The sequence below is a fragment of the Salmonella sp. SA15303 genome (assembly GCF_029962125.1).
GTDB classification, from domain to species: domain Bacteria; phylum Pseudomonadota; class Gammaproteobacteria; order Enterobacterales; family Enterobacteriaceae; genus Salmonella; species Salmonella enterica.
This window is the reverse complement of the sequence record NZ_CP123924.1, coordinates 2,003,941-2,028,813: the sequence shown is the minus strand read 5'-3', so window position 1 is coordinate 2,028,813 and position 24,873 is coordinate 2,003,941. Positions and strand designations below refer to the sequence as shown.

General features: G+C 50.2%; 28 protein-coding genes, 3 tRNA genes and 1 pseudogene. 8 read left to right on the top strand and 24 right to left on the bottom strand.

Annotated features, from left to right (window positions below):
* Positions 1-15 precede the first annotated feature (15 nt).
* From cheA to flhD, 5 genes are all read right to left on the bottom strand, one after another.
* A complete protein-coding gene (gene cheA / locus QEN31_RS09855; RefSeq protein ID WP_000061302.1) occupies positions 16-2,031 on the bottom strand; it encodes a chemotaxis protein CheA in 2,016 nt (671 codons plus the stop codon).
* Positions 2,032-2,035: 4 nt separating this feature from the next.
* Positions 2,036-2,965 carry a flagellar motor protein MotB gene (motB, locus tag QEN31_RS09850; protein ID WP_000795653.1) on the bottom strand — a complete coding sequence of 310 codons (930 nt, stop codon included), beginning with the start codon at positions 2,963-2,965 and terminating at the stop codon, positions 2,036-2,038.
* Positions 2,962-3,849 carry a flagellar motor stator protein MotA gene (motA, locus tag QEN31_RS09845; protein WP_000906312.1) on the bottom strand — a complete coding sequence of 296 codons (888 nt, stop codon included), beginning with the start codon at positions 3,847-3,849 and terminating at the stop codon, positions 2,962-2,964. Before motA ends, motB begins: the two co-directional genes overlap by 4 nt.
* Positions 3,850-3,973: 124 nt before the next feature.
* Positions 3,974-4,558, bottom strand: a complete 585-nt coding sequence (gene flhC / locus QEN31_RS09840; RefSeq protein ID WP_000605987.1) for a flagellar transcriptional regulator FlhC — start codon at positions 4,556-4,558, stop codon at positions 3,974-3,976.
* Positions 4,555-4,896 carry a flagellar transcriptional regulator FlhD gene (gene flhD / locus QEN31_RS09835; protein ID WP_001518146.1) on the bottom strand — a complete coding sequence of 114 codons (342 nt, stop codon included), beginning with the start codon at positions 4,894-4,896 and terminating at the stop codon, positions 4,555-4,557. Before flhD ends, flhC begins: the two co-directional genes overlap by 4 nt.
* Positions 4,897-5,578: 682 nt before the next feature.
* On the opposite strand from flhD, the gene QEN31_RS09830 reads away from it, so the two are divergent.
* Together QEN31_RS09830 and uspC are read left to right on the top strand one after the other, a co-directional pair.
* A complete protein-coding gene (locus QEN31_RS09830; RefSeq protein WP_001617301.1) occupies positions 5,579-5,695 on the top strand; it encodes a hypothetical protein in 117 nt (38 codons plus the stop codon).
* Positions 5,692-6,120, top strand: coding sequence for a universal stress protein UspC (gene uspC, locus QEN31_RS09825; RefSeq protein ID WP_000122606.1), 429 nt, complete (start codon positions 5,692-5,694; stop codon positions 6,118-6,120). The genes QEN31_RS09830 and uspC overlap by 4 nt, the downstream gene beginning before the upstream one ends.
* Positions 6,121-6,137: 17 nt before the next feature.
* On the opposite strand, the gene otsA is transcribed toward uspC, so the two are convergent.
* The 4 genes and pseudogenes from otsA to QEN31_RS09805 form a co-directional block, all read right to left on the bottom strand.
* Positions 6,138-7,559 (bottom strand): alpha,alpha-trehalose-phosphate synthase, encoded by a 1,422-nt coding sequence (gene otsA, locus QEN31_RS09820; protein WP_000089042.1) that lies wholly within the window; start codon positions 7,557-7,559, stop codon positions 6,138-6,140.
* On the bottom strand, positions 7,534-8,337 hold the full coding sequence (gene otsB, locus QEN31_RS09815; RefSeq protein ID WP_000830111.1) for a trehalose-phosphatase: 804 nt from the start codon (positions 8,335-8,337) through the stop codon (positions 7,534-7,536). The genes otsA and otsB overlap by 26 nt, the downstream gene beginning before the upstream one ends.
* Before the next feature lie 222 nt (positions 8,338-8,559).
* Positions 8,560-8,741 (bottom strand): annotated as a pseudogene (araH, locus tag QEN31_RS09810) (L-arabinose ABC transporter permease AraH); the annotation flags it as partial.
* Positions 8,742-8,969: 228 nt separating this feature from the next.
* On the bottom strand, positions 8,970-9,527 hold the full coding sequence (locus QEN31_RS09805) for a DJ-1/PfpI family protein (protein WP_000754800.1): 558 nt from the start codon (positions 9,525-9,527) through the stop codon (positions 8,970-8,972).
* 550 nt (positions 9,528-10,077) lie between these two features.
* On the opposite strand from QEN31_RS09805, the gene QEN31_RS09800 reads away from it, so the two are divergent.
* Entirely contained in the window at positions 10,078-10,581 is a 504-nt protein-coding gene (locus QEN31_RS09800) for a non-heme ferritin-like protein (protein ID WP_001739487.1), read from the top strand.
* Positions 10,582-10,759: 178 nt separating this feature from the next.
* Here QEN31_RS09800 and QEN31_RS09795 read toward each other — a convergent pair whose 3' ends face one another.
* Positions 10,760-11,398, bottom strand: coding sequence for an RpiB/LacA/LacB family sugar-phosphate isomerase (locus QEN31_RS09795; protein ID WP_000684804.1), 639 nt, complete (start codon positions 11,396-11,398; stop codon positions 10,760-10,762).
* Positions 11,399-11,653: 255 nt separating this feature from the next.
* On the opposite strand from QEN31_RS09795, the gene QEN31_RS09790 reads away from it, so the two are divergent.
* Positions 11,654-11,989: a YecR-like lipofamily protein gene (locus tag QEN31_RS09790; RefSeq protein WP_000803229.1), complete on the top strand. Its 336-nt coding sequence runs from the start codon at positions 11,654-11,656 to the stop codon at positions 11,987-11,989.
* A gap of 239 nt (positions 11,990-12,228) precedes the next feature.
* Positions 12,229-12,726, top strand: coding sequence for a non-heme ferritin (gene ftnA / locus QEN31_RS09785; protein WP_000920611.1), 498 nt, complete (start codon positions 12,229-12,231; stop codon positions 12,724-12,726).
* Between the two features lie 45 nt (positions 12,727-12,771).
* Here ftnA and QEN31_RS09780 read toward each other — a convergent pair whose 3' ends face one another.
* Positions 12,772-13,011 (bottom strand): YecH family metal-binding protein, encoded by a 240-nt coding sequence (locus QEN31_RS09780; RefSeq protein WP_000377238.1) that lies wholly within the window; start codon positions 13,009-13,011, stop codon positions 12,772-12,774.
* 226 nt (positions 13,012-13,237) lie between these two features.
* Between QEN31_RS09780 and tyrP the strand changes: the two genes are divergently transcribed.
* Complete coding sequence (gene tyrP, locus QEN31_RS09775) at positions 13,238-14,449, top strand: tyrosine transporter TyrP (RefSeq protein ID WP_001562965.1); 1,212 nt, start codon at positions 13,238-13,240, stop codon at positions 14,447-14,449.
* A gap of 74 nt (positions 14,450-14,523) precedes the next feature.
* On the opposite strand, the gene QEN31_RS09770 is transcribed toward tyrP, so the two are convergent.
* From QEN31_RS09770 to uvrY, 10 genes are all read right to left on the bottom strand, one after another.
* Positions 14,524-15,189 (bottom strand): YecA/YgfB family protein, encoded by a 666-nt coding sequence (locus QEN31_RS09770; protein ID WP_000781520.1) that lies wholly within the window; start codon positions 15,187-15,189, stop codon positions 14,524-14,526.
* Positions 15,190-15,426: 237 nt separating this feature from the next.
* A complete protein-coding gene (locus QEN31_RS09765; protein WP_000240837.1) occupies positions 15,427-15,753 on the bottom strand; it encodes a glucose-6-phosphate dehydrogenase in 327 nt (108 codons plus the stop codon).
* 212 nt (positions 15,754-15,965) lie between these two features.
* Positions 15,966-17,405: an SH3 domain-containing C40 family peptidase gene (locus tag QEN31_RS09760; RefSeq protein ID WP_010989033.1), complete on the bottom strand. Its 1,440-nt coding sequence runs from the start codon at positions 17,403-17,405 to the stop codon at positions 15,966-15,968.
* Between the two features lie 212 nt (positions 17,406-17,617).
* Positions 17,618-17,950 carry a membrane protein gene (locus QEN31_RS09755; protein WP_001682427.1) on the bottom strand — a complete coding sequence of 111 codons (333 nt, stop codon included), beginning with the start codon at positions 17,948-17,950 and terminating at the stop codon, positions 17,618-17,620.
* A 249-nt stretch (positions 17,951-18,199) separates the two neighbouring features.
* Positions 18,200-18,286: transfer RNA gene (locus tag QEN31_RS09750), tRNA-Leu, on the bottom strand.
* An 11-nt stretch (positions 18,287-18,297) separates the two neighbouring features.
* A tRNA-Cys gene (locus tag QEN31_RS09745) sits at positions 18,298-18,371 on the bottom strand.
* Between the two features lie 52 nt (positions 18,372-18,423).
* Positions 18,424-18,499: transfer RNA gene (locus tag QEN31_RS09740), tRNA-Gly, on the bottom strand.
* Between the two features lie 151 nt (positions 18,500-18,650).
* The gene (gene pgsA, locus QEN31_RS09735; RefSeq protein WP_001160192.1) at positions 18,651-19,199 is read right to left on the bottom strand and encodes a CDP-diacylglycerol--glycerol-3-phosphate 3-phosphatidyltransferase; all 549 of its coding nucleotides are present in this window, start codon (positions 19,197-19,199) and stop codon (positions 18,651-18,653) included.
* A 56-nt stretch (positions 19,200-19,255) separates the two neighbouring features.
* Positions 19,256-21,088 (bottom strand): excinuclease ABC subunit UvrC, encoded by a 1,833-nt coding sequence (gene uvrC / locus QEN31_RS09730; RefSeq protein ID WP_001289464.1) that lies wholly within the window; start codon positions 21,086-21,088, stop codon positions 19,256-19,258.
* Positions 21,085-21,741 carry a UvrY/SirA/GacA family response regulator transcription factor gene (gene uvrY / locus QEN31_RS09725; protein ID WP_000611323.1) on the bottom strand — a complete coding sequence of 219 codons (657 nt, stop codon included), beginning with the start codon at positions 21,739-21,741 and terminating at the stop codon, positions 21,085-21,087. Before uvrY ends, uvrC begins: the two co-directional genes overlap by 4 nt.
* Before the next feature lie 311 nt (positions 21,742-22,052).
* On the opposite strand from uvrY, the gene QEN31_RS09720 reads away from it, so the two are divergent.
* Entirely contained in the window at positions 22,053-22,208 is a 156-nt protein-coding gene (locus QEN31_RS09720) for a hypothetical protein (protein ID WP_000546186.1), read from the top strand.
* A complete protein-coding gene (locus QEN31_RS09715) occupies positions 22,205-22,429 on the top strand; it encodes a DUF2594 family protein (RefSeq protein WP_000106483.1) in 225 nt (74 codons plus the stop codon). The genes QEN31_RS09720 and QEN31_RS09715 overlap by 4 nt, the downstream gene beginning before the upstream one ends.
* A gap of 66 nt (positions 22,430-22,495) precedes the next feature.
* Here the strand turns inward: QEN31_RS09715 and sdiA are convergent, their stop codons facing one another.
* From sdiA to tcyL, 3 genes are all read right to left on the bottom strand, one after another.
* Positions 22,496-23,218 carry a transcriptional regulator SdiA gene (sdiA, locus tag QEN31_RS09710; RefSeq protein WP_001157166.1) on the bottom strand — a complete coding sequence of 241 codons (723 nt, stop codon included), beginning with the start codon at positions 23,216-23,218 and terminating at the stop codon, positions 22,496-22,498.
* 231 nt (positions 23,219-23,449) lie between these two features.
* Positions 23,450-24,202, bottom strand: coding sequence for an L-cystine ABC transporter ATP-binding protein TcyN (gene tcyN / locus QEN31_RS09705; RefSeq protein WP_001273026.1), 753 nt, complete (start codon positions 24,200-24,202; stop codon positions 23,450-23,452).
* Positions 24,199-24,867: a cystine ABC transporter permease gene (gene tcyL, locus QEN31_RS09700; protein WP_001158238.1), complete on the bottom strand. Its 669-nt coding sequence runs from the start codon at positions 24,865-24,867 to the stop codon at positions 24,199-24,201. The genes tcyN and tcyL overlap by 4 nt, the downstream gene beginning before the upstream one ends.
* Between the last annotated feature and the right edge of the window lie 6 nt (positions 24,868-24,873).

The following is a 24,873-nucleotide window of genomic DNA, read 5'->3' as shown; positions in this document are numbered from 1 at the left end:
TCCCTTCTCACTCAATCAGGCGGCTGTGATCGCCATACGTTGTTCGCGGTTTAAACCCTGCAATGCGGAAACATCAACAATCAGCGCGACGCTGCCGTCGCCCAGGATCGTCGCGGCGGAAATCCCCGGTACCTTGCGATAATTGCTTTCCAGATTTTTGACCACCACCTGGTGCTGACCGATGAGCTGATCGACCAGCAGCGCGTAACGGCGTCCCGCGCTTTGCAGGATCACAACAATGCCCTGCGTGGCTTCGGTTTTCGCCCCGTCCACGTCAAACACTTTCCACAATTCGACCAGCGGCAAATACTCGCCGCGAACTTCCAGAACCCGTTCGCCGCCCGCCAGCGGATGAAGATCCTCTTCACGCGGTTGCAGCGACTCCATCACCGCATTCAACGGCAGGATAAAAACTTCCCCCGCCACGCGAACCGACATCCCATCGAGGATGGCCAGCGTCAGCGGCAGCAGAATACGAATCGTGGTGCCGGAGCCTTGTTTTGACTGGATCTCAACGTGACCGCCCATCTCCTGAATGTTACGTTTCACCACATCCATGCCAACGCCGCGACCGGAGACATCCGTGACCTGTTCCGCAGTTGAGAATCCCGGCGCGAAGATCAACATGCCTACTTCATCGTCGGTCATGTTTTCATTCACCGCCATCCCCTGCGACATGGCCTTCGCCAGGATACGCTCACGGTTAAGCCCCGCGCCGTCATCGGTCACTTCAATACAAATATTCCCGCCCTGATGTTCTGCGGAAAGAATCAGATTGCCGACAACATTTTTCCCCGCCTCAAGGCGTTTTTCCGGCATTTCAATCCCGTGGTCGAGACTGTTGCGCACCAGGTGCGTCAGCGGGTCGATAATGCGTTCGATCAGGCTTTTATCAAGTTCAGTGGAGCTCCCCACCAGCGTCAGCTCTACCTGCTTGCCCAGTTTGCCCGCTAAATCGCGTACCAGACGCGGGAAACGGCTGAAGACGTACTCCATAGGCATCATACGAATCGACATCACCGACTCTTGTAAGTCGCGGGCGTTACGTTGTAACTGACCCATACTGGTAATGAGATCGCCGTGGTTTACCGGGTCCAGCTCGTTAGAACGCTGGGCCAACATTGACTGGGTAATCACTAACTCGCCGACCAGGTTTATGAGCTGATCCACTTTCTCTACCGCCACGCGAATGCTGGTGGACTCGCGTTCACGCGCAGGTTTTTCACGCCCCGCATGATGTTCATGGGCCGCGCTTTTGGCGGCTGGCGCAACGACTGCCGGAGGCGCTACCGGCGCTACCTCGGTTTTCTCTTGCGCTTTTTCAACCGGCGCGGCGACCACTTTTTCAAAAGCGATCTGATCGGCCTCGATGACAAAACAGAGCACCGCGACAATGTCATCTTCCGCGACGCTGCCATCCAGAGTTGCCGACAGTGAATCCGCCCCCTTAACGACATCCGTCAGAGTAGCCAGATTGCCCAACTCTTCTTCAAGCAGATCGACCTCATTGGCTTTCAACCGTGAAAGTACAATGCGCAGTTTACTCTCGTCACGAGGCGATTCGGTTTCGGCTACGCTCTCTTCCTGGATCGCCGCGCTTAGTGCCGCGGTTTCTACGACCGCCGGCGTGGTTTCGCCTTTCGCCTCCAGCGCCAACTGGCGTAGCGCATTGCAGATATATTCGAAGCTTGCGGCATCCGGCTCTTCGGAGTTTTTATAGGCGTCGAGCTGTTCCTGCATAATATCTTTCGTTTCCAAAAACAGGTTGATAATGTCGGTATTGAGCTGCATTTCACCGCGTCGGGCTTCATCCAGCAGGTTTTCCATTAAATGCGTGGTTTCCTGCAGAATAGTGAAGCCGAATGTGCCCGCGCCGCCTTTAATGGAGTGCGCCGCGCGAAAAATGGCGTTCAGTTGTTCAGCGTCCGGGGACTCCGGCACCAAATCCAGCAGATGCTGCTCCATATCAGCCAACAGCTCGTCAGCTTCATCAAAAAATGTCTGATAAAAATCGCTAATATCCATGCTCACGCTATCACCTCGGTTCCGCTTTTGGCGATGTGGGTACGCTTGCCGGCGGGGCTGCCGCAGGCTGTTGTAATACACTTACCGGCTCATTCTGGCTTTCAGCGTTTTCATGCAAAATGGCCTGTTCCGCCTGTTTGTTTAACACCAGCAGGCTTATACGGCGGTTGATGGCGTCATCAGGACCGCGATCGCTCAGCCGCATCGTGGCGGCCATGCCAACCACCCGTAATACTTTTCCGTTATCCAGCCCGCCAGCGACCAGTTCGCGACGAGAGGCATTGGCGCGATCGGCGGATAACTCCCAGTTGCTATAGCCTTTTTCGCCGTTCGCGTAGGGAAAGTCATCGGTATGGCCGGCCAGGCTAATGCGATTAGGTATACCGTTTAACACTGGCGCAATCGCACGCAGGATATCGCGCATATACGGCTCAACTTCGGCGCTGCCGGTTTTAAACATCGGGCGGTTCTGGCTGTCGATAATCTGGATGCGCAACCCCTCCTGAACTAAATCAATTTTCAGATGCGGACGTAACGCGCGCAGTTTGGGATCGGATTCGATCAGTTGATCCAGATCGCCGCGCAGTTTGTTTAAGCGACTCTGCTCCATCCGTTTTTTCAGCTCGTCGATATTCGGCTGCTTTTCCACTTCACCCTGCTGTTGGGTGTAATCATCGCCGCCGCCTGGTATCGGGCTCTCGCTATTGGCAATCCGATTCCCCCCCGTTACCGCGGTGGCCAACGGCGTACGAAAATATTCGGCAATCTGAATTAATTCTTTAGGGCTGGAGATGGAAATCAGCCACATCACCAGAAAAAAAGCCATCATCGCCGTCATAAAATCGGCGTAGGCAATTTTCCAGGAACCGTGCGCCCCGCCGCCGTGCGGTTTGTGCCTGCGGCGTTTTACGACGACAATGGGATGAGCCTGATTTTTCATGCTTCCTCAGTCGTCTGCTGCTGGTTTGGGTTTCTCACTGCGCGAACGTGTTCTTCCAACTCAATAAACGATGGACGCTCACTGGAATAAAGCGTTTTACGACCAAATTCCACGGCAATCGGCGGCGCATAGCCGTTCAGATTAGACAGCAGTGTGATTTTTACGCACTGCATCATCTTGGTGGTTTCGGCGCTCTTCTGGCGCAAAACGGTCGCTAACGGTGAAATGAATCCATAAGCCAGTAAAATACCGAGGAACGTACCTACCATGGCATGGGCAATCAGCGCCCCCAACTCCGCTGCCGGACGATCGGCTGAAGCCAGAGCGTGAACCACCCCCATTACCGCCGCGACGATACCAAAGGCAGGCAGCGAATCCCCCACCATCGCCAGACTGTTGGCCGGGACTTCCGCCTCGCTTTCATGGGTTTCAATCTCTTCATCCATCAACGCTTCAATTTCGAACGTATTCATGTTGCCGCTGATGATCAGGCGCAGATAATCGACAATAAAATCAAGCATTACCGCATCGGCCAGAATACGCGGATAACTGGCGAAGATTTCACTCTCTTTTGGATTTTCAATATCGCGTTCAAGGGAGAACATCCCCTGCTGGCGTGATTTGGCCATCAGGCGATAGAGCAACGCCAGCAAATCCATGTACATAGATTTTGTGTATTTCGAACGACGAAATAACAACGGGATAGCTTTCATCGTGCCTTTGATGGCCTTCCCGTTGTTGCCGACAATGAACGCCCCTATCCCCGCGCCGCCAATGATGACCAGTTCAGCAGGTTGATAGAGTGCCCCAAGGTGTCCGCCGGTCATGACATAACCGCCGAAAACTGTACCGATAACCACCAGGTAACCTAATAAGATAAGCACGACATCATCCTTCCGCTGTTGACTATGACAGGATGCGCAGTCGGGCGATTAACGCGAAGGCAAGGCAAAAAAAAGCAGCGGTAATGACTTACCGCTGCTGGAGTGTTTGTCCACACCGTTTCGGTTAAACAGCCTGTTCGATCTGTTCATCCAGCAGTTGTGGAATAATATCGGCAGCATCTCGGGAAAGTTTACGTCTTTTTACTGCGCGGGATGGCGGCTGGCATAAACTACACGCAAAGCTGCCTACGGGCTGATGCGCATGGGTAATAAAGTTCCCACCGCAGCAGTTACAGCTCGACAATTCAAGCAACCCACTTTCAACAAAACGCACCAGCGTCCATGCGCGAGTCAGCGCCAACAACGGCCCTTCAGGCGGTTGCGGACACTGCTCAAGATAAAGCCGATAAGCTTTAATCACCGCATCCACACCGCTGCATAAGCCGGTCTTCAGTAAAAATTGCCAGGCGTTGCAGAACATGGAGGCATGAATATTTTGCTCCCAGGTCATAAACCAGTCTGTCGAAAATGGCAGCATCCCTTTAGGCGGCGGGCTACCGCGTAATTCTTTGTACAGCCTGATGAGGCGACCACGGCTGAGCTGTGTTTCGCTTTCCAGCATTTGTAGACGAGCGCCAAGATTAATCAACTCCATCGCCAACTGGATATCGCGAGCTTCCTGAACAATGCTTTTTTCACTCATTATCATGCCCTTTTCTTACGCGCCGTATCGTCCACTTCATTGAGCAGACGCGTTGAAAGCATGATACCTGTGTGAATCTGCTGTAAGTCATCGACGCGCGAATCCTGAGTCAAACGGGTGATCGTCTGATGATCGTCAAACCGGAAATGACAAACTAACTGGTTCGTCTCCGCCAGTTTGACCATCTGCGGCAGGGTCAACGCGCCCAGTGTGTTTGCCATCTCTTCGTTGATACCGAGGCGGAACATCGCAGATGCTTTGTCCTGGACGATCAAACGCTGTGCAAGGAGTAAATATGACAAATTGATGTCATAAATGTGTTTTAGCAACTCGGATGTATGCATTGTTCCCATCCAGAATAACCAACTTTATTTTTGTGCGACGTAGCCGCACCCCGTGATGTCGCCGGGAAGGCCCGGTAAAAGAAGCAAAAAGGTCAAATGCATAGCAGCGCTCAGACATTATGGACATTGTGACGTATAACGCAGCCTCCCACTGAGATTCGCCTTACACGTTTACATCAATTTTTACAAATGCCTAAGATTTTTCCTAATTCGACGCAACTCTACTCGTCAGCTTCGTGACATACAACGGAGCGGGACGGCGATTTTAGAAAATATGTGATGCAGATCACATATTTTAACGGAATACTTACGATAAAACCATCAGCATGGCTTTTACTTTGTTTAATTAATAACCTAATGTTCACTTTTTCTATTCCACACTGCTGAATAGGGGTACGTCAACACCAAATTCTTTTTTGTTTCTCTCTGTTAAAATAACGCCAGGATAATAGATAACAGGCTATTATTTCTATTTTAGAAACGCTTTTATTTTACCTTTAGTAAACAGTAGCTTAAATATTAAACGTTATTAATTAATCTCGTCACAGCATACGCCCTCCGCTGTTAAAAATAAGCTCATTTGATTTAACTTTTAGCTTTCCTTGTTCACCCATTTAAATGAAGCATCCGGGTGGTGTGTAAAAAGTGTCTTATGCCACGATTCTTTACATAAGAATAATTAATGATTAATTATGATGTCCTTCACATTAATGTGGCATTAGCGCATTGCAGAAATGCGATAAACAGAGTAAAGCTAAAGCACAATCTCATATTCTTGCAATCAAGGAGCGAGTTATGAGCTACACCCATATTCTTGTCGCCGTTGCCGTCACCCCGGAAAGTCACCAGCTACTGGCTAAAGCGGTCTCTATCGCCCGCCCTGTTCAGGCGAAAGTAAGCCTGATTACTCTCGCTTCCGATCCTGAACTGTATAACCAGTTCGCCGCGCCCATGATGGAGGATTTACGCGCGGTTATGCATGAAGAGACCGAGAATTTTCTTAAGATGCTGGGGGAAAAGGCGGATTATCCGATTGAACAAACTTTCATCGCATCAGGTGAGTTAAGCCAGCATATTTTGGCTGTGTGCCGCAAACACCATGTTGATCTGGTCATTTGCGGCAACCATAACCACAGTTTCTTTTCGCGCGCGTCCTGCTCGGCAAAAAGTGTCGTCAGCGCCAGCCAGGTAGATGTGTTGCTGGTGCCCTTAGCGGGCGACTAGTCGCCGCTCGCGATATTTCAGGCCAGCTTAGGGAACGTCGCCACGTTGTTCTGCTGCTGACGCTCAGGGCTACGCGGCGTGACCTCCTTTAGGTCATGAATAAAACGCTCCTGCCAGCGGTTAATGTCATTTTTAACGATCACGTCCAGCATCTCCGCATGACGCGAAATACGCTCGGCAAGGGGCATCGTTAGCGCACGATTGAGCGCCGCCGCCACGTCATCCCGATCGTAAGGATTGACGATTAACGCCGACGTCAGTTCATTCGCCGCGCCGGCAAACTGTGACAGTACCAGTACGCCAGGGTTAGCGGGGTCCTGCGCGGCGACAAACTCTTTCGCCACCAGGTTCATCCCGTCACGCAACGGGGTGACGAGCCCGACGTCTGAATAACGGAATATCTTCATTAACAGTTTACGGTCGAAATGTTGATTCAGATAATAGAGCGGCGTCCAGCCCAATTGTCCATATTTCCCATTAATCCGGCCTGCTTCCGTCTCAAGCTGGTGGCGAATATCCTGATATGCCTGTACTTCGCCGCGTGACGTAGGCGCAATTTGGGTATAACGAATTTTTCCCCGATGCTGCGGATAGTTTTCCAGTAGCGCTTCATACGCCAGAAAACGTTCCGGCAGCCCTTTCGAATAATCCAGCCGCTCAACGGAAAAAATATTCTTCACATTTTTCAGTTCCGCCTTGAGCTGCGCCAGTTTAGGCGGCAACGGCCCGGCAGCCTGCAGAGCAATCTCATCGGGCTCAATACCGATAGGATACACTTCTGTCTGGAAGTCTTTACCCCACGCGATATGCTGCTTGCCGCTGCGAGTCGTGACTCGCGTTTGACTCGAAAGGCTATCCAGAAAAGCCAGGCGATCATTTTCGGTCTGGAACCCTAGCAGATCAAAGTCACACAACTGCTCCAGCAGTTCATCATGCGGCGGTAAGGCGTTAAAAATCTCCGGGGTCGGGAATGGAATATGCAGGAAAAAACCAATTCGGTTGTTCACGCCGCGTTTACGCAGCTCGCTGGCGAACGGTAACAGGTGGTAGTCATGCACCCAAATGATGTCGTTCTCTTTAATGAGGGGCAATAACTTATCCGCTAATAACGCATTCACCCGCATATAGCCTTCCCATGCAGGACGCTGAAACTGTACCAGGTCCAGACGATAGTGGAACGCAGGCCAGAGAACCGCATTGGAAAATTGACAGTAATAATCTTCGTAATCTTGTTCGCTCAGGTTAAACGATGCCCAGGTAATATTACCTTTTGTCACCTTTTTTAATGGCTCATCCTCGTTACCTGTCTCGCCACTCCAGCCGAACCACAACCCGCCAGCCGCTTTTAGCGCGCCAAGCACGCCAACGGCGAGGCCGCCGGCGCCGCCTTTATTATCCGGGGGGGCAATTCGATTAGATACTACGACTAAACGACTCATAGCCATCTCTCCTGTTATTCATTACTTGTTGTTCTTGTTGTGGATAATTGATTTGTTCCAGCCAGCGCCAGACATCGGGTACGCTTTCCAGCCGCCATGCCGCCTGGGTTGCCCCGACGCCCACTTTTACGGAAATTCCGCCAGCGTGATTCACCACGCCAAAGCCAGCCTCATCGGTCAAATCGTCGCCCACAAAAACGGGAATCCGTCCCGCAAAGGGCGCCTCCTGCATAAAGGCGGCAATGGCTTCGCCTTTATTGGTTCCCTTAGGTTTGATTTCCACAACACATTTACCAGGCTGCAACGCCAGTTGCGGCCAGTGCTGCGTAACGTGTTGCGCAAGCGCCAACAGCGCCGCTTCATGTTCCGGAGCCTGACGGTAGTGCAGCGCAAATGCCATCCCCTTCGACTCCAGCTCCGTTCCGGGCAGCGCTACAAGCGTCGAACGTAATAACGCCTCTACCTCACGGACTACCGCTTCAGGAAGGCGCACGATATGGGTTTTACCATTGATGTCACGACGCTCTGCCCCGTGAACGCCAGCGAGTGGAAAGCGAAAAGGCTTCGCCAAAGCATCCAGCTCAGTCATTGAACGCCCTGAAATCAATGCCAGTGCCCCTGCGTTGTGCGCCGCGAGACGGTCTAACAACTGAAGGATTTTATGCGGTACCACTACCTGATCGGGATGAGGCTTTATCTCTGCCAATGTGCCATCAAGGTCAAAAAAATACGCATAGTTCGCAGTGAGTTCGGGGGATACGGTTAACGGTTCTGCCACCCTGGTCTCCTCCTTATCATCATATTGAGACTCACAAACGGTCTCATTAGTCATGTAAGTATAGACAGTGTGACGCTGCTCGCCATTTAGAAAGACCATCGCCAGCCGGGGTAGCGGCTGGCGATGACGTGAAGCTATACTGTTTAGTTGAGTGTTAATTCATCAAATCGTACGCTTCGCTTTTTGCTTATAATGGTCGAAGATAACTGTTGTCAGAAGGATTCAGCCGCGAACCATACACTGTGCAAAAGGTGAAATGTTGAGCAGGTTCATCGCGCTCTCCACCGCTCCTGATATCAGTACGCTCGCCACCACATATGAGACTTTTCCGAGGCCGCCTTTCAGGAATCCCCCCCTAAGACACACGCAGAAATAACGATTAACTCATAACCCAGGGAAGTCATTGACCTGCTTTAGCGTTTTTTATGTAGGGTAAAATCAAACGATTCTTGTTAGAGAAGACGTAAAACGGTGCACTGTCTTTCATTCATTAGATAAATGCTGATGGCAGGAATAGTTTTAGCGGAAAATGACATAACCCAGAGCGAATTCATCAGCCAAAAGGCAGGAAAGCCAGCACATTAATCCATAACATCAGCCAGCTAATCCTTACGGCCCTGGGTGAATAACGATTACCAGGGATAATAGATATGTTCAGCCTGTTCGCGAACCGGCGCATCGTCTCCCAGCAGTCTGGCGGAAAGGGTTAGCGCGAAATCAAAGACATGACCCAACCCTTTGCCGCTAATTAAATTACCATCTTCAACCACGGGCGCATCCACATAGACACCTTCCGGAACCGCTTTCCACAGATCGCCGGAACAGACATAACGACGCCCCTTCAGCAATCCGTGAGCACCCAGCACCCTTGCCGCCGCGGAACAGATAGGACAAATTAATTTGCCTGCCGCATCATGACGCGCAACGAAAGCGATCACCGCCGGATTAGCCGCCAGATTAGCGCTCCCCTGCGGACCGCCCGGTAGCACTACCGCATCGAAAAGCGCCTGCTGGCGTTCACTCAGCGTGCTGTCCGCAACCATAGGAATATCATGGTAACTCACCACCGCCCGTGATTCAGCACACGCCAGCGTTTCGACGTCGATATGCAAACGTCGCAGAATATCAAGAGTAACAATGGCCTCTGCTTCTTCAAATCCTGGTGCCAACAGCACCGCGACCTTTTTCATTGACTGCTCCTTGTTAACGAGTCACCCAGCAAAACTGCGCTCAACCGAATAACGTGCTCGTATGATTAATGATATTAAAAATGATCTACCGCAAAATCGGCTAGTTTATAAAAACAGGCATATTTGCTCTCAACCGTTTATGCGTGTGATATCCAGACTGACTAATGTTTATTTTATTGAAATTAACATACTTGAAAGGCTTAACCCATGATCTGAAACAATGTTTCATAAATTACAAATCTATATAATATCATTTAACTTTCAAAGGGTTGCAACTGCTCCTCATCTAAAATCATTACACCTGAAAAAATCACACCGCTGAAAATGTAAAAAAAGATAAACAATTGCATTTAAGGATTTTCTTATTTTTATTGACGCGCTATTCTCATTACCGATCGATAAACAGGAAATGAGATCGAATAAGGGACTGGCGGAACGGAGTTCTTCTGCTAAGAGTATTTATTGTGCATAGAGGTAAGAATGTGACAACGGCCCGTTGCATTCTCGTCTGTCATGCACATCAACACTTTCTGGAAATAAGGATATTGTTATGGCAGCTGTAGGAATGGTTCAAAAGCTCAACACGCCAATGAACCTTGAGTTTTACGCATCAAATCTTTACCTCCATCTAAGCGAATGGTGTTCTGAACACAGTTTAACAGGCACCGCCACCTTTCTTCGTACCCAGGCGCAAGGCAACGTGACGCAAATGATGCGCATGTTTAATTTTATGAAAAACGCCGGCGCCCCCCCTATCGTTAAAGCCATTGACGTTCCGGGTGAAGAGCTCTGCTCTCTGGAAGAATTGTTCCAGAAAACCCTGGAGGATTATCAGCAACGCGCCAGCACGCTGTCGCGTCTGGCAGATGAAGCGAAAGCGCTGAATGATGCCTCAACGCTTGATTTTCTCCATACCCTGGAAAAAGAGCAGCAGCAGGATGGCGTACTTTTACAAACTATTCTCGAAGAAGTTCGCAGCGCTAAACGAGCAGGGCTATGCCTGGCGCAAACCGATCAGCATCTCCTTAACGTCGTGACCTATCAGCATCACTGATAGCGGCACCCCGAGCGACAATATTGAGACGTTATTAGCCGGATAGCAACGCGAAGCAGCTTATCCGGCCTACACCGTTTCTGATCTGTTTGCCAGAGGTGGTGCCTGTCGCTACTGGCGTATTATCGGCACATCATGCCAGCCGACAGGCGCGAAACGCCTCTGTCTTGTCTGGGCATTACCCCAGCATCTCACGTACAAACGCTTCTATTTCTTTATTCTGGCCGTTTTCAAACAAACATTGCTGGAAACGCGGCCCTGAAACCGCCGTTTTAACCAGTTCAGGATCGATAGCCCGTAGTGTATCCAGATAATTCTCTTTGACGACCGCGGCCTTAACCTGGTTCAAAATGCCCGCATTGCGTACCTGCGGCGCTTTGCGCTCAGGCGGATACCCCTCGCCTTTACGCCCGGTAAACGCTTTTTCAAAGATGAAACGCACGTTCAGCTCAGCGCCCCAGCCAAAGCCTTTCGCAAATGGCAGGGACAACGCATTGCCGTTGTTGATCTGCGCAAACAGAAAAGCATCTGCCGGATCGATGCAATAGCCACAAATGACACCTGGATGAATATTTAACGACATCAGCGCGCCCTGACCAGTGCCACAGCCAGTAACCACAAAATCAACCGCGTTTGCATTAAGCAGAATACTCGCCATGATGCCTAAATGAATGTACGTCAGGTGATGGTCATTTTCGTCGCACATGCCGACGTTAAAAACGGGAAATCCCTTTTCATTGGCGACGGCGCTAAGTTCGTTATAAATGATGGCATTTTTGCTGGCCTGGCTATTTTCCATCATCAGTGCAATTTTCATCGTGTTTCTCCTGAATGCAGACGGTCGCGCCTGCGTAAATCATGACGTTTTACCCACATTACACATTTGAGAACACACATTCAAATTTAATAAAACCAGGTTTCATTAAATGAAAAGACGCTCACACATTTTCTGTTCCCGCTGTAAATCCCCTGCCGTTACCTTTAATCAAGGCGAATCCGTAAGTTATTCCAGCCATTGACAGTGCAAGACACGAGGTAGCATGGTCTGATACCGAACTGTCGGAGCGATTTTATGAAGCCTCTTATTTTTACTCTTTCACTGCTAGCCCTGACGGGATGCACCATTACTCGACAAGCGCAGGTCAGCGAAGCCAGCCCGATAAGCGGCATCGTGCGCCTGACGTATAACCAGCCGCTATTTTTTACTTCACGGACAGATGATTATGTATCTCACGGGACCGCAACACGCGAATGCCAGCAGATGGGCTATGCCGATGCCGTTTCGTTTGGTCAGCCGGTAGGAACCTGTAGCATTTATGCGGGCTCGTTGTGTCTGAACACCCGATTTACCCTCTCCTGGCAGTGCCGGGGCGTTGCCGTCCCGCAAATCATGCCGCTTTATTATTAAGGCGGCTGGCTTAACGTCGACACCATCTACAATGGAGGAGAGTGCAGGGTCGCTATTGCCAGCATGAAGGTGCTGGCTTTCCTTTATTTTTATACGCTATACACTGGCGTTAATGCGTTTTATTCCCATTCGTATTTTTAATAATTAAATTTAATATTTTACCTTTTGCAAATAATAAAATAACAAATTATAGTGGCGCCACATTACCGTATATCTTTTGCTATTTGTGGAGCGGAACCATGCTGAAAACAGAAATGATCGACAAACTGAATGAGCAAATGAATCTGGAGTTGTACTCCTCCCTGCTCTATCAACAAATGAGCGCGTGGTGTAGCTATCACAGTTTTGAAGGCGCGGCCGCATTTCTTCGTCGCCATGCGCAAGAAGAGATGACGCATATGCAGCGCCTGTTTGACTACCTTACCGATACCGGAAGCCTGCCGCGCATTCATACCGTTTCTTCGCCCTTCGCTGAGTACGCCTCGCTGGATGAGCTGTTCCGCGCGACCTATGAGCATGAGCAGCTTATTACGCAAAAAATTAATGAACTGGCTCATGCCGCAATGACCAGCCAGGATTATCCGACATTTAATTTCTTGCAGTGGTATGTGGCAGAACAGCATGAAGAAGAAAAATTATTCAAATCTATTATTGATAAATTAACGCTGGCGGGAAAAAGCGGCGAAGGGCTTTATTTCATTGATAAAGAACTCTCCACCCTGGATACGCAAAATTAATCCAACACGTCCTTACACGGTGAGACGCGCTCTCACCGTGGCGTATTAATGGCGGCAGATTTTACTCTCATGCGTTGAAAAACCGTCCTCCACCGCAATAAACTTTCCTTTCGCCGCCAGAAACGCGACCAGTTCCGCCGCCGTCATATCTGATGCTGAACAAGTGTGAAATCGTGCCCGCTCGCCAAAGCGCGCTTTTATTGCCGCCTCCAGCGAGGTATGCGTGTACTGCTCGCCAGACTCAATCATCATGTTGAGCACTTCGTGACCATGAATGGAATCCATAACCCCTCCTGAATAAAACTCGTAGCCTAATGTGTCCGTGTACAAGCGACTTTGCGCTAGCGCAGGTTTACGGCGGTTGTCCGCGTCTCCTTCCATATTCGCTTTTATGCCCGGAACTGTAAATTTTACAGTACACCCATTGTAACGACCATTTGACGAAAATAGCGTAATGCCTTACCCTGCGCCGCGGATATCACCGTTCTTTGTTACCGGGGTAGTAGAAAGCGTGAAAAACAGAACTCTGGGCAGTATTTTTATCGTGGCAGGCACCACTATCGGCGCCGGGATGCTGGCAATGCCGCTGGCAGCGGCTGGCGTTGGTTTCAGCGTCACGCTGGGATTGTTGATTGGTCTGTGGGCGCTGATGTGTTATACCGCGCTACTATTACTGGAGGTATATCAACACGTTCCGGCGGATACCGGGCTGGGCTCGTTGGCAAAACGCTATCTTGGGCGTTACGGACAGTGGCTTACGGGATTCAGTATGATGTTCTTAATGTATGCGCTCACTGCCGCCTACATTTCCGGAGCCGGAGAATTACTGGCATCCAGTATTAATAACTGGCTTGGCGCCACGCTCTCGCCCGCTGCCGGAGTACTGCTGTTCACCTTTGTTGCCGGTGGGGTGGTATGTGTGGGCACCTCGCTGGTCGACCTTTTTAACCGCTTCCTGTTTAGCGCAAAGATCATTTTTCTGGTCATCATGCTTGCGTTGCTCACGCCACATATTCATAAAGTAAATCTTCTTACGCTTCCTTTACAGCAGGGGCTGGCATTGTCCGCCATACCGGTCATTTTCACCTCGTTTGGTTTTCACGGAAGCGTACCGAGTATTGTGAGTTATATGAACGGCAACATTCGCCGGCTGCGTTGGGTCTTTATGACGGGTAGCGCCATTCCGCTAGTGGCCTATATTTTTTGGCAGCTCGCCACGCTGGGAAGTATCGACTCGCCGACATTCAGAGGGCTACTGGCCAGCCATGCCGGGTTAAATGGCCTGCTGCAGGCGCTCAGAGAAGTGGTCGCTTCGCCACATGTCGAACTGGCGGTCCACCTGTTCGCCGATCTGGCGCTGGCGACCTCTTTTCTGGGCGTAGCGCTAGGATTATTTGATTACCTGGCCGATCTATTCCAGCGCCGCAGTACGGTGTCCGGACGCCTGCAAACCGGGCTGATTACCTTTCTGCCGCCGCTGGCGTTTGCGCTTTTCTACCCACGTGGATTTGTGATGGCATTAGGCTATGCCGGCGTAGCGCTGGCAGTGCTGGCACTACTCATCCCTGCCATGCTGGTCTGGCAATGCCGTAAACAGAGCCCTCAGGCGGGATATCGTGTGGCAGGCGGCACGCCAGCGCTGGCGCTGGTGTTTATCTGCGGCATTGTCGTGATTGGCGTCCAGTTTTCGATCGCACTGGGGTTCCTGCCCGATCCAGGTTAACGCCAGGCAAAGATTACCGGGCCCGGACGCCGTCCAGGCTCGATAATCATCACGCTATGGCCGTTTACGAGCCATTAATGCAGGCAGCACTGCTTAAATTTTTTGCCGCTCCCGCATGGACAAGGATCGTTACGCCCCACTTTCACCTCTGCTTTTATCGGCATCTGTAGCGGCGTCGTGTGCGGATGCGCCATCCACCAGGCATGCAGCTCAAGCGCCGCGATACGGATAGCGTCAACGCTTTTATCGAACGCTTCCGGGCTCATTTTATCCAACAGCGCAAAGTTTTCTTCCGTGCCGTGTAAGGCAATCGCTTCCAGCGCCGGTTTTAGCGTATCCGGCAAGTCAGACCAGTCGGACAGCGACACTCCGCGCATGTAACCAAAGCACCATTCTTCAACAATCGTTAATTCATGGCCATCAACTTCTCGCAGGCCAAACAGCGGCTCGAACTGTTCTGGATAGTCTTCAAGCCGGGCGGCTGTGTCCGCCATGTGCTGGAACACCAGATCCATAAATCGCGTCATTTCTTTTTCAGATGTCCAGCGCGGTACGTACGCGGGTCCCCCCCATATCGCGACCAGCCACTGTTCCGGGTCGATGGGACGCGGAGAACTTAGTACCGCAGTAATCAGACCGTCCAGCTCCGCGACATCCAAAATGGCCTGATCGGTATTGTATTTCGTCAGCACATCATCCAGCCATTCCAGCTCGTTCTCGTTTAATGGTTCCATTTTCATAACGCTTTTCCTCAGTGATGACTTCCGCCTGTAGGCCTCTTACATTGCAGCGGATAAAAATAATTTTTTTGCAGGCAGTTGGATGGCAACCATCAGGGGCCAGATTAACACGAAATGAGGAGGATTCCGGAAGTTAACGCACAAAAGGAGGATCAGGGCGCAGATTTTCCGCCAGGAAGCGCTCGCCCCACACAAAAGCGAGAGATGGGTTTCTCGCTATATTATACTCATGCTAACTTATACCACCGCCGCGGACAGATAAAACCGCCCTCTCAAATAGAGCTTATTTTCAGTAAAAAAGTGTTTAATGAGTTCGTCTACCGCTTCTCTGTCAGCAGAAAAGGTTATTTCCATAAACAGCGTATCGTACCCTATTTTGATATTTTTTTTCTTACAGTAAACACGGATCTCATCCTGCACACTCAGCAACGGCAGGCTAAATGTGTATAGCGGTTGCGGTTCTTTTTTCGCCGCTTTCTCAAAAACTTTAGTGACCAGATCCCCAAGATCGCGCTCTGACCGGGCACCGTTATTAAAATGCAATAAATTACGTCTTTTTACCACCCAGCCTCCAGCCAGATACCGCCAACAATAACTCTCACTTCAATGTGTGAGGCACATAATCACATCCAGAATCAGCTCCAGATAGTATTTCAAATAAACAGCCCGCACTATAGCGCATACTTTTTTCAGACACAGTTTACAGGGATACTCTCTTTATATCCACGCGCACGGTTGCCTTAATCATGTCTTCCGCGATAACACAGTTTGTCAACCTATTCTATATAACCAAGCTTAAACAGAACCTTACCAGCCAGTGATATCAGCTCAGGACTTTCAGGATAAAAACGCAGTAACGGCAAAAATACCGCCTCACCGATAATGCTCCGGCTATTAGCATGGTTTGGGCGCAATCCCCAGATATTCTGATAAGTCATCGGCACGACCTGCCCATTCATGGTTGTGTTACCGATATACAGCATAATATGCCCTGGAATATAGACCAGCGTAGTAAACGGTTTTCCGTATCTGGTGAGATAATCGATCCGCATTTGGGGACTTTTATGACTAAGATCGACCACCCGTCCAGCAGCCTCTACCTGCGCGGATGAATGTCTGGGCAGGAATATGCCAAACGGCATTAACAGGCTGCGGATTTCGGCTGAACAATCATTATAAAAGTTAAAATTTCCCCAACCGTAGGGGGCGCCGTACATTGCTTTCATTAGCACGGCGATATTTTCCGGCGTCATTTTCCACGGCATAGCCGTAAACTCGTTACCGCTTAGCCAGACCCAATGGATAAACGCGCGACCGTTGCTGCCGCGAACTGGCGCCGCAATCAGGAACTGGCCCGCCCGTTGATGTCGGAACGGTAAAATAGTGCCCGGTCGCCCGGTGAAATAATAGACGCCTGCGACATGGACAGAAACCGGCGCGTTGATAAATGCCCCCAGTTGCTTATGAGCAAGCAAAACCCACTGTGTTATAAATTTCTGATCCGTACTGGCAATATCTTCACTATGAACCCAGCCAGTTACCGCTGGTGAAACGACATATTGCCAGCGTTGGTCTTTGCTCTTCGTCAGCGTATAGACCGGCGTACCGGGACGCAGCGAAGACATTTGTAAATTATCAAACGGGTACCCCTCGCCCGCCTGACGGGGATCGTTAAAGAGCGGGTCGTCCGTTGGCAGCGCTCTGACTAAACTTTCTCTGACCATAATACCTCGCCGGGAGGCATGATAGATATTGTCAATCTGCGTATCCGTATTCCCTCTAACCTCCTCTTTCCAGCGAGAGGTATAAAGTCTGAAGTTTTCCCCCCAATAAGCACTGCCGTCGCTAAGAAACTGCTTAATACTGGCATCCCGCGCCTGTGCTGCGTTTTTTTTCAGCAATGCGGTAATATAAAAACCATTCCACGGCGAGTGCGCTTCACTGTCCATTCCGAAATAATGAGATTTTAGTGCGTTAAAGTAGCGTTGTTGGGTAGCATTATCAATAACCGGAATAGTGTAATCAGCCGAGTCCGGAGGTATCCATTTATCAACCGACTGTGAATAATCCGCTAACGGAAAGCGTGTTTTTGTCGGGTCAATATAGCTCCCTGTGAAAATTTCATCTTTGGCTGTTGATCGGTAGGTCGTCTGGTGGCAAGCGGTGAGGCACAATGGTATCAATAAAACGGCCCAGGTTTTCTTTTGCATCATCATCTCCGTAAAGCGGGGAAAGCATAATATAGAGACTGACCAAAACCGCCATTCACGAAAACCTGAAATTATCTGTAGTTGACCTGTTATTAAGACAATATTGCAAAACGTGATTAAAGCATGATGCGGATCACATTACCTTATGATGAATATTAGTTCGCTATCTACCTTTAATTAAACTGTGCAGAAAACACCCTGAACAGTTATATACTCGTTTAATTTGCATAAATACTCCACTGACCCGCCCCTGTTTTTTTCAGACAATACATACTGTAGCGCGTCAGTTCTACTTTTTTTATATACTCTGCAAAGTCGTTTTCATCGACGTAGCCAATAAAATTACGCGCATCACATGTCGAAGAGGAAAGCTCTCCTGGAAAAGAGTAGGTTACGATTGCACTCTCAGGCTCATACAAAATAAAAAAAAGTAGCAAAGCGCAACCTACAATCCCAATATTAATGAAGCTAATAAATAATTTTGCATTATCGGTATATTTCACTGGCAGACCTACTCTCTTTAATAAAGCAGGCATAAAACATATCAGCATTTTTTATAGAGATTAATGGATTTTATCGGCTGATTTACCCGACGTTTAGTAATTACCAGGCATAAGTTCTTGCGGGTCGGTAGCACATAACTGTTGTACTGGCAGAAATGCCGCTACCGATGTTTTTTACTGTGTATCGCGCTGGAAAGTTCACGCTCGCGGTCGGCATACAAATTGAAGGCACAAAAAAACCACCCGTAGGTGGTTTCACGACACTGCTTATTGCTTTGATTATTCTTGTCTTTCCCATGGTACCCGGAGCGGGACTTGAACCCGCACAGCGCGAACGCCGAGGGATTTTAAATCCCTTGTGTCTACCGATTCCACCATCCGGGCTCGGGAAAAATTGGAGGCGCGTTCCGGAGTCGAACCGGACTAGACGGATTTGCAATCCGCTACATAACCGCTTTGTTAACGCGCCAAATTTTTTTGGCTTTTCAGCCAGCATCCGCTTTACGCCAATGCTTTTAAACTGGAGCGGGAAACGAGACTCGAACTCGCGACCCCGACCTTGGCAAGGTCGTGCTCTACCAACTGAGCTATTCCCGCAGTATCAAGCAACTTTGTTAATCACTTGATTTTGTTATCGTCTGGCAATCAGTGCTGCCGTTCGATGCGTTGCATTCTACTTACCTGACGCACTGAGTCAACGATATTTTTCGTCACTCACGATCGTTTGCTGAAATTTGCGGCGAAACGATCACTGATCAAGCAAATCTCCGCGTGCAGCGCTCAAATATTGCAACATGGACCACAATGTTAGCACCGCTGCGACAAAGAAAAGCGCGATCCCGGCATACTCTACCCAGATATTCGGACGCCACAAGAGCCACGCCAGCGCCACCATCTGCGCGGTAGTTTTGACTTTACCGATCCAGGAGACCGCTACACTACTGCGTTTGCCCAGCTCCGCCATCCATTCACGCAGAGCAGAGATAATAATTTCGCGGGCTATCATCGTCGCCGCAGGTAACGTCACCCACCAGCTATGATAATGCTCGGTGACCAGCACCATGGCGATCGCCACCAGCACCTTGTCGGCGACGGGGTCGAGGAAAGCGCCGAAACGCGTACTCTGGTTCCAGCGTCGCGCCAGAAAGCCGTCAAACCAGTCGGTAATAGCGGCAATACAGAAAATCAGCGCGCTGACCATCGGCGCCCAAGCGAACGGCAAATAAAACACCACGACAAAGAATGGAATCAGGATGACGCGAAACAGCGTGAGCAACGTAGGGATATTAAATTGCATAGTGACGGGTAACTATCTGTTGTCAGTGAAATTACCCCTATGTTGCTACAGTGGCCTCAATGTTTCAACGACCAGAAGATCTTTTCTGCCAGACCTTGCGAAATACCCGGCACTTTTGCAATTTCTTCTACGCTGGCGTTACGTAGTCCTTGCAAACCGCCCATATATTTCAGCAGCATCTGGCGACGTTTAGGCCCAACGCCTTCAATAGTTTCCAGCGTACTGGTATTTTTAACCTTCGCGCGTTTTTTACGGTGCCCGCCGATCGCGTGATCGTGCGACTCATCGCGAATATGCTGAATAACATGCAGCGCCGGCGAGTCCGGCGGCAGGCTAAACCCCTCGCCTTCCGGTTCAAAAAAGAGTGTTTCCAGACCGGCCTTTCTGTCCGCGCCTTTGGCGACGCCAAGCAGCAAAGGACGATGCTTATCCCAGGGGACATCCAGCTCAGCGAAAACGGCTTTCGCCTGGGCGAGCTGCCCTTTTCCGCCGTCGATCAGAATAACATCCGGAATCTTACTTTCTTCTATGGCCTTGCCATAACGCCGACGTAACACCTGATTCATCGCCGCGTAGTCATCACCCGGCGTGATGCCCGCGATATTATAACGACGATACTCGGCGCGTAACGGCCCGTTAGCGTCAAATACCACACAGGATGCGACCGTTTGCTCCCCCATGGTATGGCTGATGTCAAAACATTCCATCCGCTTGATCGCAGGAAGTTTTAATACCGCCGCCAGCGCGGTCAAACGCTGCGTGATGGTGGACTGCTGCGAGAGTTTAGTGATTAAGGCCGTTGCCGCGTTGGTCCGCGCCAGCTTGAGATAACGGGCGCGATCGCCGCGCGGTTTTGTCTGGACATGAATACGCCGTCCGGCAAGTTCCGACAACGAATCGGCCAGCAGCGTTTTATCACTCAGATTAAAATCGAGCAGTATCTCGCCCGGTAGCGTGCGCATCTGGCTACCCTGCAGGTAAAACTGCCCGACAAAGGTTTCCACCACTTCGCCCAGTTCCGTACCACCAGGTACTTTTGGAAAATAGCTGCGGCTGCCCAGCACCTTACCCTGGCGAATAAACAGCACATGCACACAGGCCATACCCGCATCAAAAGCCACGCCGATAACGTCGAGATCGTCGCCCGCATTGGAGACAAACTGTTTTTCCGTGACCCGGCGTACCGCCTGGATCTGATCGCGAATACGCGCCGCCTCTTCAAATGCCAGATCCTGGCTGGCCTTTTCCATCCGGGCAATCAGCTGTGTTAAGACCTGGTCGTCCTTACCGGACAAAAACAACCGGACATACTCCACCTGTTGCGCATACTCCTCCTCGCTGACCAGTCCTGCAACGCAGGGGCCTAAACAGCGGCCAATCTGATATTGCAGGCAAGGACGCGAGCGGTTGCGATATACGCTGTTTTCGCACTGGCGGATAGGGAAAATTTTCTGTAACAGCGCCAGCGTTTCCCGCACGGCATAGCCATTAGGAAATGGGCCGAAGTACTCGCCTTTCGCATGTTTGGCGCCACGGTGCATCGCCAGACGCGGATGGGTATCGCCGCTCAGAAAAATAAAAGGATAGGATTTATCATCACGCAACAACACGTTGTAACGCGGTTGATACAACTTGATGTAATTATGCTCAAGCAGCAGCGCTTCCGTTTCGGTATGCGTTACCGTGACATCAATGTGTTGAATTTGCGCAACTAGCGCTTCGGTTTTACGCGAAGCCAGGTTGCTGCGAAAGTAGCTGGAAAGACGCTTTTTCAGGTCTTTTGCTTTACCGACATAAATAACCGTACCGCCGGCGTCATACATACGATAGACACCGGGTTGGCTGGTAACGGTTTTCAAAAACGCCTTTGCGTCAAATATTTCACTCACTGGCTTGTTAACGTCTCCGCATTACACAGGCCATGGCGGATTGCCAGGTGAGTCAGCTCAACATCACCATGAATGTTTAATTTACTGAACATACGATAGCGATAGCTGTTCACCGTTTTAGGACTGAGATTCAGCTGTTCTGAAATCTCATTGACCTTCTGACCCTTGGTGATCATCAGCATAATCTGCAACTCGCGTTCAGACAAACTGGCGAACGGCGTTTCCGTTTTTGCAGGCTCAATCTGACTGAGCGCCATCTGCTGAGCGATATCGGAGGCGATATAACGTTGTCCGGAATACACCGAACGAATAGCGCTCACCACCTCCTGAGGCGCAGCGCCTTTGCTGAGATAGCCAGCTGCGCCAGCCTGCATCACTTTGGCGGGCAACGGGTTCTCCGTATGGACGGTCAGCATGATCACTTTGATATCCGCTGTCGAGCGGGCAATTTTACGCGTCGCCTCAAGGCCGCCAATACCGGGCATGTTCATATCCATCAGCACGACGTCAACGGCGTTAGTACGGCACCATTTTACCGCATCCTCTCCGCAGCACGCTTCACCGACAACTTTAATGCCCTTTATATCTTCAAGAATGCGTCGTATCCCTGCGCGCACCAGTTCGTGGTCATCAACAAGAAGAACGTTGATCAAAGGAATATCTCCAGAATAGGGATAACGCTACTGATAGTTAATCGTCCTTATATTAGCTGGTTTTATCTCAACTTTGAAACGTAAAAAAACACCGGGTATTCGATTTTGCTCTCGTTTTTGGAAATTATGTTGTACGTCATGTGGCAACTGCCAACGTTGTAGCCCCTTCTGGCGGCGCTGTCCCGGGCTGATATTTCATAATGGTGACAAAAATTTCACGTTCCGCTGTCTAAACACTAATTAGAGAATCAACTTTGTAACAATAATTAACGAGTGAAATACGCGTAATAAACAAAGAATGAAGAAAATATATGCATCACGCGGCAACGTTTATTTTGTGGGTAACCCCTCCGCTTTTTGATCAAAAAACAACCACTGCTATTTTTAGCGTAGCTTATGGTATACTCCGCCGCCTTAACATCTGCTATCGCACATTTTCACTGAAACATAACGAGGAAAATAAATGAGTACGCCTGATTTTTCCACCGCTGAGAATAATCAAGAACTGGCTACTGAAGTCAACTGCCTGAAAGCCATGTTAACGCTGATGCTGCAGGCGATGGGCCAGGCCGATGCAGGGCGCGTGATTCTTAAAATGGAAAAACAGATCGCGCAGATGGATGATGAAGCACAAGCGGCGGTATTTTCCAGTACGGTTAAGCAAATTAAACAGGCTTACCGCCAGTAGTAAAAAACCGGCTGTTAGCATCGCTTTCAGCCGGTTTCGCGTCTGGCGCGAAGCATCGTCAGCACGTCATATCAGACCTGTCGCCGCAGCGTAGCAGGCAATCTGTGTTTTATTTGGCGCATTGAATTTCTTCTGCATATTTTTCTGATGGAAGTTAACGGTATTTTCAGAAATCGACAGAATAATGGCGATCTCCGATGAGGTCTTCCCTTCCGCCGTCCACTTCAGAATCTCTTTCTCACGTTTACTGAAACGCATTTCAGGCGCCATCACCATGTCGTCTTCAAATCTTGTCAGCGCCGAAAGACTCTCCCGCGCCAGCAGTTGCAACCTCAGCTCCACTTCGTCGTAGGTAAACGAGGAGCAGCGTAAACTGCTACGGGAGAAAGATAAAAAGCCCAGCGCCCGGTTCGGCAACATCACACACTGGGTTACGCCTCTGCGTAATCCGAAACGCTGGGCGGCATCCCACATCGCCTTCGCTTCATGAAATAGCACGTCATCCCAATGTAAATGACCCTGCCTGAAATTTTCCGGCTTTAATACCGGATCGATCGCGAAATAGTTTTCGGACTGGTAATGCGTTACCCACGCCGGAGGATAAGTGGTACGAAGCGATATTTTAGGCCGGGTAAAGGGGACGGGATGACGAACACACAGGGCATAATAATCAAATTCCAGCCGCTGTGTCTGATATTGCAATTCAGTATAAACATCCTCTGCTGCCGCCATCTCCTGAAAGCGTAACAACATTGCGCGTCGCCAGGTGAAGAAATCATTTTCCTGCATATTTTATGGTCACGCCTTTGATATTGATAATCATTATTATGAATGACTTAAATTAACACATAAATAGTGTTTATATATAAGAAATATCGGACGAAACGTAGAATACTTGAGCGGCATTACACTTTTTGGCTTCCGCCTGAGAGCGAGGTTAATAATCTGGCAGAATGACTTCATAATTATTCATTGCACTCGCCCAAGGCGCGGCTAATTCGGGCGAGCGTTGAAAAGGCATTATTTCACTAAAAATTTCTCAAGGAACTGGCGGGTACGCGGATGCTGAGGATCGGCGAACAAGGTTTTCGCCGGCCCCTGCTCGACGATTTGCCCCTGATCCATAAATATTGCCCGATCAGCCACGTCACGCGCAAAGCTCATTTCGTGAGTAACGATCACCATTGTGCGCTTTTCCTGCGCCAGCTGGCGAATCGTATTAAGCACCTCGCCGACTAATTCAGGATCAAGCGCCGACGTCGGCTCATCAAACAGAATCACTTCCGGGCGCATCGCCAGCGCGCGCGCAATCGCCACGCGCTGCTGTTGCCCGCCCGACAGGCGGCGCGGATAACGGGACTCTTTACCGGCCAACCCGACTTTGGCTAACAGTTCCCGCGCCAGCGCCGTCGCCTCGGCTTTCGGCTCTCCCTTTACAATCACCGGACCTTCAATGATATTTTCCAGCACGGTACGATGCGGGAACAGGTTAAAACTCTGAAAGACAAAGCCGACATGCTGGCGTAGCTGGCGAATCAACCCTTTTTGCTGGCTGAATGGGCGGGCGGTATCGATGATAATATCGCCCACTTTAATGGTGCCCGCTTCCGGTTGTTCCAGCAGGTTAATACAGCGTAATAACGTTGTCTTCCCTGAGCCGCTCGGGCCGATAATGGCGACGACTTCTCCGGGCTTCACCTCAAGGTCAATACCGTGCAGCACCGTTTGACCATGAAATTTTTTGACCAGGTTGGTAACTTCGATCGCACTCATTTTGGCTCTCTCTCCTGGCGGTTAAGCTGGTTTTCAAAATAGTTTTGCAGTGCCGATAAGACGGTCGCCATTACCCAGTAGATTAACGACGCGGCCAGATACATGGTAAACACCTCCAGCGTTCGCGAGGTAATTAACTGCGCCTGGCGGAACAACTCCGGCACCTGAATCGTCGCGGCGAGCGACGTATCTTTCACCAGGCTGATAAAGCTGTTGCTCAACGGCGGAAGCGCGACGCGAGCGGCCTGCGGCAAAATAGCGCGACGTAGCGTTTGCCACGGCGTCATGCCAATGCTCGCCGCCGCTTCCCATTGTCCCTTGTCGATAGCCGAGATCGCCGCGCGCAGCGTCTCGGACGTGTAAGCCGCGGTATTGAGCGATAAACCAATCATCGCCGCCGGGATAGGGTCCAGCTCAATACCAAATTGCGGCAGGCCGTAATAGATCATAAATAACTGGGCGATAAGCGGCGTACCGCGAAAAATCGAGATATAAAAGCGCGCCAGCCAGCGAACCGGCCATAGCGGAGACATCCGCATCAGCGCCAGCACAAATCCCAGCAGCAGACCAAAAAACATACCGCCAATACTCAGTTGCAGGGTAAAGACGGCGCCTTTAAGCAAATACGGCAGCGATTCAATAACCAGTTGGATACTTTCTTGCATTCGCGT